This is a genomic window from Streptomyces sp. ActVer (assembly GCF_027270795.1).
Lineage (GTDB): Bacteria > Actinomycetota > Actinomycetes > Streptomycetales > Streptomycetaceae > Streptomyces > Streptomyces umbrinus_A.
On the sequence record NZ_JAPWHT010000068.1, the window covers coordinates 21,722 to 31,818 of the forward strand.

At 71.2% G+C, this 10,097-nt stretch carries 11 protein-coding genes and 2 pseudogenes; 7 read left to right on the plus strand and 6 right to left on the minus strand.

Annotated features, from left to right (window positions below):
- Nucleotides 1-2: 2 nt before the first annotated feature.
- A complete protein-coding gene (locus O3Q52_RS14230; RefSeq protein ID WP_269649144.1) occupies nt 3-425 on the minus strand; it encodes a hypothetical protein in 423 nt (140 codons plus the stop codon).
- Nucleotides 426-707: 282 nt separating this feature from the next.
- On the opposite strand from O3Q52_RS14230, the gene O3Q52_RS14235 reads away from it, so the two are divergent.
- From O3Q52_RS14235 to O3Q52_RS14245, 3 genes are all read left to right on the plus strand, one after another.
- Entirely contained in the window at nt 708-1,130 is a 423-nt protein-coding gene (locus tag O3Q52_RS14235) for a hypothetical protein (RefSeq protein ID WP_269649153.1), read from the plus strand.
- Nucleotides 1,127-1,936 carry an isocitrate lyase/phosphoenolpyruvate mutase family protein gene (locus tag O3Q52_RS14240; protein ID WP_269649145.1) on the plus strand — a complete coding sequence of 270 codons (810 nt, stop codon included), beginning with the start codon at nt 1,127-1,129 and terminating at the stop codon, nt 1,934-1,936. The genes O3Q52_RS14235 and O3Q52_RS14240 overlap by 4 nt, the downstream gene beginning before the upstream one ends.
- Nucleotides 1,937-2,005: 69 nt before the next feature.
- Entirely contained in the window at nt 2,006-2,428 is a 423-nt protein-coding gene (locus tag O3Q52_RS14245) for an NUDIX hydrolase (RefSeq protein ID WP_269649146.1), read from the plus strand.
- Between the two features lie 39 nt (nt 2,429-2,467).
- Here the strand turns inward: O3Q52_RS14245 and O3Q52_RS14250 are convergent, their stop codons facing one another.
- From O3Q52_RS14250 to O3Q52_RS14260, 3 genes are all read right to left on the minus strand, one after another.
- Nucleotides 2,468-3,193, minus strand: a complete 726-nt coding sequence (locus O3Q52_RS14250; RefSeq protein WP_269649147.1) for a hypothetical protein — start codon at nt 3,191-3,193, stop codon at nt 2,468-2,470.
- 16 nt (nt 3,194-3,209) lie between these two features.
- Nucleotides 3,210-4,604, minus strand: a complete 1,395-nt coding sequence (locus O3Q52_RS14255) for a hypothetical protein (protein WP_269649148.1) — start codon at nt 4,602-4,604, stop codon at nt 3,210-3,212.
- Nucleotides 4,605-4,779: 175 nt separating this feature from the next.
- Nucleotides 4,780-5,358, minus strand: coding sequence for a TetR/AcrR family transcriptional regulator (locus tag O3Q52_RS14260; protein ID WP_269649154.1), 579 nt, complete (start codon nt 5,356-5,358; stop codon nt 4,780-4,782).
- A gap of 136 nt (nt 5,359-5,494) precedes the next feature.
- Here O3Q52_RS14260 and O3Q52_RS14265 point away from each other — a divergent pair.
- Nucleotides 5,495-5,821, plus strand: a pseudogene (locus tag O3Q52_RS14265) (transcriptional regulator); the annotation flags it as partial.
- A 29-nt stretch (nt 5,822-5,850) separates the two neighbouring features.
- Here O3Q52_RS14265 and O3Q52_RS14270 read toward each other — a convergent pair.
- Nucleotides 5,851-6,342, minus strand: a complete 492-nt coding sequence (locus tag O3Q52_RS14270) for an FBP domain-containing protein (RefSeq protein WP_269649149.1) — start codon at nt 6,340-6,342, stop codon at nt 5,851-5,853.
- 71 nt (nt 6,343-6,413) lie between these two features.
- Between O3Q52_RS14270 and O3Q52_RS14275 the strand changes: the two genes are divergently transcribed.
- Both O3Q52_RS14275 and O3Q52_RS14280 read left to right on the plus strand, forming a co-directional pair.
- A complete protein-coding gene (locus O3Q52_RS14275; protein ID WP_269649150.1) occupies nt 6,414-6,989 on the plus strand; it encodes a TetR/AcrR family transcriptional regulator in 576 nt (191 codons plus the stop codon).
- Between the two features lie 4 nt (nt 6,990-6,993).
- A complete protein-coding gene (locus tag O3Q52_RS14280) occupies nt 6,994-8,172 on the plus strand; it encodes a GDSL-type esterase/lipase family protein (RefSeq protein WP_269649151.1) in 1,179 nt (392 codons plus the stop codon).
- A 126-nt stretch (nt 8,173-8,298) separates the two neighbouring features.
- Here O3Q52_RS14280 and O3Q52_RS14285 read toward each other — a convergent pair whose 3' ends face one another.
- Complete coding sequence (locus O3Q52_RS14285; RefSeq protein WP_269649152.1) at nt 8,299-9,624, minus strand: jacalin-like lectin; 1,326 nt, start codon at nt 9,622-9,624, stop codon at nt 8,299-8,301.
- Between the two features lie 266 nt (nt 9,625-9,890).
- Here O3Q52_RS14285 and O3Q52_RS14290 point away from each other — a divergent pair.
- Nucleotides 9,891-10,097, plus strand: a pseudogene (locus tag O3Q52_RS14290) (histidinol-phosphatase); the annotation flags it as partial.

A 10,097-nucleotide genomic window follows, 5' to 3' on the forward strand; every position in this document is an offset into this window, starting at 1 on the left:
GGTCACAGGCGTCGGTGCTGCGGCAGCCGTGTGATCCCGACGAACACGGCCACGGCCACCGCCGTCGCCGGAGCGAAGACGGCGAACTCGCCCCAGTGGGAATCGTAGAGACCCGGCACCATCGCGGACAGGAGCCGGGTGAGACCCCAGCAGGCCGCCCACGAGGTCAGGAAGGCCGGCCAGCGGTGCCGCACACCCTTGATCACGTCGTCGAGCGTGGCCACCCACACGATGGCCGTCGCCAGCGACGGCGTCGTCACCTCGTCGTCCGGGTAGAACACCGCGACAGCGGCCCCCACAGCCAGCGCGAACAGCCACGCCCGTACCAGGGGCGGCGCGGCGGCCGAACGGCGTGGCATGTCCCGGGGCAGCCAGAAGAACCGGCGCACGCTCCGGACGAAACCGTGCTTCCCGCTGCCGGCCATGGCACCGACCTCCCCGTTCGCCGCGCGCACTGGTCCTGGCGCTGGTTGAGACGACCGAGCCCAGGCAGAGGTTGCACGGACGGGGTGGCCTCGTCTCGGGGCACCCGGACTGTTGGGCAGGAGGCCCGGGACGGTTCGGCGAGTGCCGAAGCGTTCCGCCCCTAGCGTTGCCGTATGACCACGTCCGAAGCACATGCCGAAGCACGCGCCACGGCACCTGCGGCCTCCGGGGACGACGTCCCGGTCACCGACGGCCGCGACCCGGCCCAAGCTCTCACCGCCATGGTCGACCACGTCCTCGCGCTCGCCGCGACCTGGACCGTCTGGGACGGGACGTCCGCCCACGTCGACGACCGTGTCTACACCCCGCACAAGGCCGTCCGCCGGGTCGCCGACCACCTGGTCGACCATCTCGCCGAACTGGAGGCCCGGCTCGTCGGCGAGCGCCCGCTGCCCGACCACTGGCACGCCTCCGCGACCACCACACCGGCCGATCTCGCGCCCTTCACCCAGGAGGACCTGGACGAGGCCCGCAGCAGGCTCGGCCGGCTGGCCCGGATGTGGGCGAACCGGTTGTCCGCACTCACCGAGGACCAGCTCGACCACTCGCCCGGCGAGGGCTGGACCTTCCGCCAACTCGCCTTCCACCTCACGGGATCCACGTACTACGCCGACGCCGTGGGAGACCTGGGCGGCACGCGGTGACCGCCTTCGCCGCACTCCACCACACCGGCACGCCGCTGCTGCTTCCCAACGCCTGGGACCACGCCTCGGCGGCGGCCCTGGCCGCCCAGGGCTTCTCGGCGGTCGGCACGACCAGCCTGGGAGTCGCCGCGGCTGCCGGACTGCCCGACGGGGCGGCGGCGACCCGTGACGCGACACTGAACCTGGCCCTGGCGCTGGGCAGTGGACCGTTCTTCCTCTCGGTCGACGCCGAGGGCGGTTTCAGCGACGCCCCGGACGAGGTCGCCGGGGTGGCCCGCGAGCTGGCCGCCGTCGGGGCCGCGGGCATCAACCTGGAGGACGGCCGCCCCGACGGCACCCTGGCCCCCGTCGAACTCCACGCGGCGAAGATCGCGGCGGTGAAGTCCGCCGTTCCGGGCCTCTTCGTGAACGCCCGGACCGACACCCACTGGCTGGGCGACGGCGGTGACATGGGCGACACGAGCCGACGCCTCGACGCCTATCAACAGGCGGGCGCCGACGGCGTGTTCGTCCCGGGCCTCTCCGAACCGTCCCGGATCACCGCCCTGTTGAAGACCCTGGACGTTCCCCTCAACATCCTCTACTCGCCGACGGGTCCGACCGTGCCCGCCCTCGCCGACCTGGGCGTACGCCGTATCAGCCTCGGCTCGCTCCTCTACCGCAGGGCCCTGGGCGCGGCGGTGGAGACGGCGGCCCTGATCCGCGCGGGCCGGTCCGTCGAGGGGCCGGCACCGACGTACGGCGAGGTGCAGGCGCTCGTACGGCCCGGCTCCCAACGGCCGGACGCCCTTGGGCGACCCTGGTAGCGTTGATGTTTTCGTGGGTATAGAACCCTGTGGACTCCGACCGGCGAGGAACCGAGGGACCGAGGAACCATGGACATGGAGATCCCCGGCGACAAGCGACTGGCGGCCGCCGTCGTGATGCATGAAGGCCGTGTGCTGTTGGTGCGCCGCAGTGAGACCGAGCGGTTCCTGCCCCTGGTGTGGGGCGTTCCCTGCGGAAAGCTGGAGCCCGGCGAGAGTCCCGAGGACGGGGTGCTGCGGGAGCTCAAGGAAGAGACGGGCCTGCTCGGCGAGGTCGTCCGGAAGGTCGGCGAATCGTCGTTCTTGAGTGAGTACCAAGGGCACGAGATCAAGAACTGGCAGGACAACTTCCTGGTCAAGCCCCTCTCCTGGCACATCACCCTCCAGAAGCCGGATCAGAGGTACGTCTGGCTGAGCCCCGCCGAGCTGCACAGCGTCGACATCGACGCGTACAACCTGGACATCGTGCGACAGGCCCTCACGAGCTTCTGAGCCGCGCGAGCCTCTGTGACCTGCGCGAGCGTCTGACCCTCACGAGCTTCTGAGCAACTCCGCCAGCGCGTCGAGTTCGGCCAGATAGTCGGCCACGTCGAGCGGTACCTTCGGCACCGACCCCGGATGCGGCCCCGCCGCCGTGAACACGTCGGTGTGCTGCCGCCGTCCGTTCCCCGTCTCCAGGAAGAGCGTCACCGTCGGCTCGGCCGTGTCGCACCACGCCCGGTGCAGGGTGTGCGCGGGCAGGGCGTAGGTGCTGCCCGCCGCGTACTCCGCGACCTGCGTGAGGTGCAGCCGGGCCGGGCCCGTCGGCTCCAGCAGCCAGTCGGCCGACTCGTCCGCCAGGGACTCCCGGTAGCGGTCCGCCTCCACGCTGCCGCCCTCCCGGGGCGCGTACAGCTCCATCGCCAGCCGCCCCCGTACGACATGGGAGGCAAGCGGGGAACGGTGGTTGTGGATGTCCTCCTTGCCGATCGCCCCGCGGCCGGCGTGCCACAGATGGGCGCGCAGCATGTGGTGCGGGCCGCCGTCGATGAGCAGGAGTTTGTCGAAGCCGAGGACATGGCGGTACGAGTACCGGGCGCAGCCGTCCGGATCGCCCTCACCGGAGGCGAGTTCGGCCGTCAGCTCCAACAGGCGGTCGGGGGAGCCCAGTTCGGCGACGACTGAGCGGGCCGCCAACACCCGTTCGTGTTGGGGCAGTTCGCCGTCCAGCGCCTCGGCGAGCAGCCTCCGCGCCGCCAGGACCTGCCGACCACCCATGCACGCTTCTCCTGTCTCAGCCATTCGGTTGGTATACCCATACGGCATGCGCCCGCAGCGCCGAAAGACCCTGATAGGTCATCCACATGGGGCGGCGCAGCTCGCTGGTGTCGTCGCGGACCCAGGTCCATATGCCGTCCGTCTGTCCCGCCCACACCGCGCTCACCGCGCCGTTCAGGCGTTCCCGCCACTCCTCCTCCAGGCCGTCCTCGCGGGCGATGTCCCGGGCGCCGGGGGTGAGCAGGGCGCGGACGACCCAGGAAGCGGTGAAGTGCCGTACGTTCAGGACCTCGTGGCGGGACGGGTCGTCGGTGCGGGGCCTGCGCACATCCTCGCGGAGGTTGGCCAGATCGAGGCAGGCGTCGTGCGGGGCGTCCGGGCAGGCCAGCAGCCAGCGCACGCCGTCCTCACGGGCCGCGCGGCCGTTGGCGCTCTCGCCGCCCAGCACCCGGGCCGTACGGTCCAGGGCGACCACGGCCTGTGCGGTGTGCAGCGGCGACGGCGGTCCGTGGAACGGCGCGAGCCGGTAGCCCCAGCAACGCCGGTGCTCGCGACGCGGATCGGTGACCGCGCCCTCGACGAGCGCGTCCCGCAGCAGCGGCAACGCGTCCGAACCGGGCGCGGCGCGCAGCAGACCGCGCAGCACGGTCGTCACGACATGCGTCAACTCCCGGCCCGTACGGTCGAGTTCATGGGTGAAGCCCGTCTCGCAGACCGCCACCTCGGCCGCCAGCCGCTCCCGCGAAGCACCTGCCCTGGCCAGTGCCCCCAGCACCAGGGCGGTCACCTCCGGGCGGGCCTCGGAGCCCTGCGAGCGCGCCGACCAGCCGCCGTCGGGAAGCCGCAGCCGCCACAGCGTGTCCACCAGGTCGCCCGCGCCGATCCGGCCTTCGGGCATCCCGAGGTCGAGCATGATGTGCAGGCCGTACGCGGTGCCCACCGAGGTCGGCCGACCGGGACCGCTCTCGCCGAGGGAGTGCGACCACCCGGTGAGCCGCCCGTGGACCGGGTCGTCGACCACACAGACCTGTTCGGCGAGGGTGTCGTACGCGGCGGAGAAGAGCGCGGGGAGCGGTCCGGGCCCCGACAGGGCGGAGGCAGTGCCCGTCAACGGCCCTGGCAATACGGGGGTGTTGTCCGAGTCCGCGTACCGGGACCGGAGCAGTGCCGCCGACAGCCAGGCCGCGACGGCCGTCGCGAGCCCGCTCACCGCGGCGATCGCGTACCGCGCGGAATCTCCGTCGATGCTGTCCGGCAGCACCCCGACGAGGGACTGGAACACCGCGTAACCGGCGGCCGCGCAGCCGAACCCGCCCAGCCAGCGCACGATTCGCGCGGGGCGCGGGCCATGGGGCAGGTGCGGATCGGGATCCGGCCTGGACGGGTTGCGTCGGAGCTGCTGTTGGGACACTGCGCGCTCCCTCCCCCAGGGCGGCACCTGAAACCGGCGAAGTTTCCAGTCTAAGTGGTCAGGGGGGCACCTGGGGTAGGGCAACTCAAGGGCAACTCATGGGTGAAAGGCGCGAGTTCGTCGTGGCCAGTCGTGCCCACTCGGCGGCGCCCAAAGATGGCGCAGCCCCGCGCCGCTACGGGGTGCTCGCCTTCGGCCAGTTCTCCAGCAGCACATGGAGCGCGTCGATCGTCCGGTTCCAGGACGTCTGTACGTCACGGGGGGCGCCGAAGCCGCCGGAGGCCTCCAGGGCGCAGTAGCCGTGGAAGGTGCTCCTCAACAGGCGGACGGCATCGGTGAGATCGGGTTCGTCGAGGCCGTACGCGCGGAGCATCCCGTACGTGACCTGGGCGGTCCGGGCGAAGGCGGGGGAGGCGGCGACGAGGGACTGGTCGATACGGATCTGGGTGGCCGCGTACCGGCCCGGCCGCTCCAGCGCGTACGCACGGTAGGCGTCGGCGAAGGCGGCCAGGGCGTCCTTGCCGGCCCGTCCGGCCACCGCCGTGGAGATCCGGTCGATCATCTCGCCGCCCGCAAGGAGCGCGACCCGGGTGCGCAGGTCGTGCAGGCTCCTGACGTGCGAGTACAGGCTCGCGTCCTTCACACCGAACCGCCGCGCCAGCGCGGACAGTGTGACGCTGTCGAAGCCGACCTCGTCCGCGAGATCGGCGGCGGCCTCGACGAGCCGGTCGGCCGTGATCCCGGCACGGGCCATCATCAACCATCTCCTAAGGGTTCTAGCCAAAAACCTGGAGATGGTAGCAAGCGAGGCGGCGGATCCCGGCCTTGGATCCCGGTCTCGGATCGCGGGCGGTCAGCCGGCCAGGTGCTTGCCGAAGAACTCGGTGAGCCTGGCCCAGTTGCGTATGGAAGCCGCCCGTGACCCGAAGGATCCACGGCTGGTCGAGCTCGTGGGCGAGCTGTCGCTTCAGGATCCCGACTTCCGGCGGTGGTGGGGCGCCCATCGCGTCGCGGTCCAGGGCACGGGCACGAAGGTCCTGCACCATCCGGTCGTGGGAGAGCTCACCCTCGACTGGGCCTTCCTCGCCTGCACCGCCGATCCCGACCAGCAGCTCATCACCCTGACCGCCGAGCCCGGCTCCCCCAGCCGCGACCGTCTGCGGATCCTCGCCTCATGGGCCGCGCAGTCCACCGGCCGCTCCGTGGCGGACCGCTAGACACTGACGACCTTGCCCGGCCGGTTGCCTCACGTGGTGACCTTGGCGATGAACGCGCCGAGGTTCGCGACGGTCCGCTGGATCTTCTCCTCCAGGGTGAGCGACTCGGGGAGCCGTGCGCCGACGCCCGCGTCCTTCCTGCCCCGTACGTACAGCGGGCAGGCGAGGTCGCTGCACATGTAGGCGCCCACGGAGTTGCCCTGCTGCCCCGCCTTGCCCGCCTTCGCGGCGACCATCAGCGAGACGCCCCCGGTGTGGGTGGTCAGGCATATCGAGCACATGCTGCGCCGCGTCTGCCAGGAAGCGGCGCCGGTGCTGCGTAGTGCCAGCGCCACCGGGCGGCCGTCCAGCTCGGTGGCGAGGTAGGCGCGGTCGGGGGCCTGGGGGTCGCGCCAGCCGAGGAAGTCCAGCTCGTCCCAGGGCCGTTCGGCCAGGTCGCGGGGGACGGACAGGCGCTTCGACTCGCCCTTGGTGCAGTTCACGAACGCCGTACGGATCTCTTGCTCGGTCAGTGGTTTCATGAGAGGCAGGCTAATTTGCCTAAAGGTGTTAGGCGAATGCATAATGATTGTCGGCAATAGGGAGGACGGTTATGGTTCGAGTGGGGCTGACCACGGAGCGTCTGACCCGGGCGGGGGCGGAGCTGGCCGACGAGGTCGGCTTCGACCAGGTGACCGTCTCGGCGCTCGCCCGGCGGTTCGACGTCAAGGTCGCGAGTCTGTACTCGCACGTGAGGAACTCGCACGACCTCAAGACCCGGATCGCCCTGCTCGCGCTGGAGGAGCTCGCCGACCGGGTCGCCGCCGCCGTGGCCGGGCGGGCCGGCAAGGACGCCCTGGCCGCCTTCGCGGACGCCTACCGCGACTACGCCCGGGAGCACCCCGGTCGCTACGACGCCGCCCGGCTCAGGCTCGACCCCGAGACGGCGGCCGCCAGTGCCGGGGTGAGGCACTCGCAGATGACGCGGGCGATCCTGCGCGGCTACGACCTGACGGAGCCGGACCAGACGCACGCGGTCCGGATGCTGGGCAGCGTCTTCCACGGCTACGTGAGCCTGGAGATGGCCGGATGCTTCAGCCACACCGCTCTCCCCTCGCAGGAATCCTGGGCCTGGACCCTGGACGCCCTCGACACCCTGCTGCGCACCTGGACCACGACCCGAGGCTGAGGCGATGAACACCGAACACGGCTGGATCACCACACCCGTCACCGCGGACATGCTGCGCGGCTTCCTCGATCTGGAACCGACCGCACACGGGCTGCTGCCCCATCGCCTGCCCGCCCGGGCCCGTCGGCAGATCCCCGACGACCGGCTGGCCGTGGCCGAGGCCCAGCCCTCCGGCGTGCGGTTGGTCTTCCGCACCCGGGCCACCACCGTCGAACTGGACACACTGCCCACCAAGCGGGTCTACCAGGGTTTCCCGGCCCCGGCGGACGGTGTGTACGACCTGTTGGTCGACGGCCGTCTCGCCGCGCAGGCCACGGTGGCCGGCGGCAACGTACGCACGATCGTCGACATGGTCACGCAGTCCGCCGAGCTGACCGAGGGGCCCGCCGGCACCGCCCGGTTCGCCGAACTGCCCGCGGGCGACAAGGACATCGAGATCTGGCTTCCGCACACGGAGATCACCGAGCTGATCGCCCTGCGCACCGATGCCCCCATCGAGCCAGTGCCGGACGACGGCCGCAAGGTGTGGCTGCACCACGGCAGTTCCATCAGCCATGGCTCCAACGCCGCCCACCCGACCGCCATTTGGCCGGCCCTGGCCGCGAGCCGGGGCGGGGTGGAGCTGGTCAACCTGGGGTTCGGCGGCAGTGCGCTGCTCGACCCGTTCACCGCGCGTGCGATGCGGGACACCCCCGCGGACCTGATCAGCCTCAAGATCGGCATCAACGTCGTCAACGCCGACGCGATGCGTCTGCGCGCCTTCACCCCCGCGGTCCACGGGTTCCTGGACACCATCCGCGAGGGGCATCCGACCACACCGCTGCTGGTCGTGTCCCCCGTCCTGTGCCCGGTCCAGGAGGACACCCCGGGCCCCCTCGCGCCCGACTTCGACGGCGGGACCCTGCGCTTCAAGGCCACGGGCGATCCCGCCGAACGCGCCGCCGGGCGTCTGACGCTCAACGTCATCCGCGACGAACTCGCCCGGGTCGTCGAACAGCGGGCGGCCGACGACCCGAACCTGCACTACCTGGACGGCCGTGACCTCTACGGCGAGAAGGACTACGCCGAGTTCCCGCTGCCCGACGAGGTCCACCCCGACCCCGCGGGACACCGCCGCATCGGCGAGAACTTCGCACGGCTCGTCTTCGGCGACGGCGGCCCCTTCGCCATCGGGACGGGCTGACCAATTGCTGAAGGAGCGGCAGCCATGACGCAGAGGGCTGGAACAGCCCGCGCACACAGCCGCCCGGACAGGCAGTCCAACACCTGTCCGGGCGGAGGTTCGTCGGTCGCGTCGTCGCCGACGGGATCAGCCGATCGGCGCGTACACCACGCCCAGCTTGTCGATCTCGTCGCCCGAGCGGCCCGTGAAGCCGACGATCTGCCAGCCGGCCGGAGCCGTGTAGGTCACCGCGTCGGAGGTGGCCGAACCGGCCGTCACCGTACGGGACTTGTCGGTGGTGAAGGCCGCCGAGAAGACCCGGGTCCGGCCGTCCTTCTGGCCCCGGGTGACCTTGACCGAGGTGAGGTGCTCACCGGCGGCGAGGGTGAGCGAGGCGGCGGTACCGCCCGTGCCGCCGTGCGTCAGGGACGTACCGCCGTCGAGCGTGAGCGACACCGCGTCCAGGCGGGAGCCACCGCGCAGCGTCAGCGTGCGGGGCGAGGGCGTGGCCGGGAGGTCGTCCGCGTCGTTGAAGGCCGTGCCGTGCGGGCCGCCGAACGTGTCGCTCGCCCGGAGGTTGGCGGGCAGCGTCCACGAGAAGTCGACGGCGTGCGGGAAGTGGTCGGAGAGGTTGCCGCCCGCCGAGTCCAGGAACTTCGCCCACTCGTTGCTGTAGCGGCTCGCGGAGAGGTTCACGAGGTCGCTGCCCCGGTAGAGGACCTTGTCCACGACCTCGCAGTCGTTCGTGGGCGCGGTGGTGGGGCAGACGATCGCGTCGCTGCCCTGGGCCGGGGCGTTGCCGCCGCGCGCCAGCTGGACCCACGCGTCCGTGAGACCGTTCGCGGTCGACAGCAGGCGGATGTTGTCGCCCGCGCGCGTGTAGCGGGTGTTGGTGTCGCCCATGACGATCACCGCGTTGCCCGAGGAGTTCGCGGTGATGAAGGCCGAGAGCTGCGCGACATTCGCGCGGCGGGCGGCGAGGGCCTCGTCCGTGTCGTCCGCGTTCGTGTGCACGTTGTAGAGGTCGACGAAGACGCCCTCGGCCAGCCGCACCCGCGCGAGCGAAAAGCCTTTGGGGGTAAGGCAGTTGGTGCCGGTGCAGTCGTTCCACCGCACCCGCTCGAAGTCGTCGAACGTGTAGTCCGAGAGGGTGTTGAGCCCGTCGCCGAAGGGCACACCGCCGCTGGTCGCCGTGCGGTACGGGTGGTTGTCGCCCGCGTACAGCGCCGCGTGGTAGTTGAAGTCCTCCTGCACGTTGACTATGTCGTACGCCCCGAGGCGTGGGGCGAGCAGCGGGGTGTTCACCTCCGGGTTCCCGGAGCTCAGCAGCTCAGGGAGGCCCGCGACGTTGTACGTGAGGACGTTGAAGGTGCCGGACGAAGGAGCGGCCGCCGTGGCGGGGGTCGAGGCGACGGCGGTGAGCCCGGCGAGGGCCAGCGCGCCGGCCATCAGGGAGCCGATGAGTCTTCTCATGGTGGGGGTGTCTCCAGTCGGAGGAAACAGCGGGGACGATCAGAGGGACGAGCGGAGGAACCAGAAATGCCGGAACCTGAATGTTGTTCAGGTTCAAGGTCAACCAGTGTGACGGACAAGGGCAGTTGGGGGAACAGTGGGAGACGAGGCGACCTGCCGTGTCGGCGTCGCCCTGCGATCACCGTGGCGTTGACCAAAGTTCATGTTTCGCATCGAGTCTCCATACCGCGCGTCCGCACCGGCGGCGCTCGACATGGGAGGCCGACATGGGGCACAGCCACGGGCATGGACACGGGCACCACCACCACGACCACGACCACGCTCACGAAGGCGGTACGAGCCTTCCGGCCGCCTTCGACACCTCCGTGCCCGACGAGGCCCTGACGCCCGACCAGCGGTCGCGCCGCTCCATGCTGCGCCGCGCGGGTCTGCTCGGCGCGGGCCTGGCGACCGCCGGAGTCCTCGGCGGCGCG

Excerpts from the sequence above, each read along its gene's own strand:
- O3Q52_RS14245 (WP_269649146.1), top strand. The coding sequence starts at position 2,006 with ATGGACATGGAGATCCCCGGCGACAAGCGACTGGCGGCCGCCGTCGTG.
- O3Q52_RS14275 (WP_269649150.1), top strand. The coding sequence starts at position 6,414 with ATGGTTCGAGTGGGGCTGACCACGGAGCGTCTGACCCGGGCGGGGGCG.
- O3Q52_RS14270 (WP_269649149.1), bottom strand. The coding sequence starts at position 6,342 with ATGAAACCACTGACCGAGCAAGAGATCCGTACGGCGTTCGTGAACTGC.
- O3Q52_RS14260 (WP_269649154.1), bottom strand. The coding sequence starts at position 5,358 with ATGGCCCGTGCCGGGATCACGGCCGACCGGCTCGTCGAGGCCGCCGCC.
- O3Q52_RS14235 (WP_269649153.1), top strand. The coding sequence starts at position 708 with ATGGTCGACCACGTCCTCGCGCTCGCCGCGACCTGGACCGTCTGGGAC.
- O3Q52_RS14230 (WP_269649144.1), bottom strand. The coding sequence starts at position 425 with ATGGCCGGCAGCGGGAAGCACGGTTTCGTCCGGAGCGTGCGCCGGTTC.
- O3Q52_RS14250 (WP_269649147.1), bottom strand. The coding sequence starts at position 3,193 with ATGGGTGGTCGGCAGGTCCTGGCGGCGCGGAGGCTGCTCGCCGAGGCG.
- O3Q52_RS14280 (WP_269649151.1), top strand. The coding sequence starts at position 6,994 with ATGAACACCGAACACGGCTGGATCACCACACCCGTCACCGCGGACATG.
- O3Q52_RS14285 (WP_269649152.1), bottom strand. The coding sequence starts at position 9,624 with ATGAGAAGACTCATCGGCTCCCTGATGGCCGGCGCGCTGGCCCTCGCC.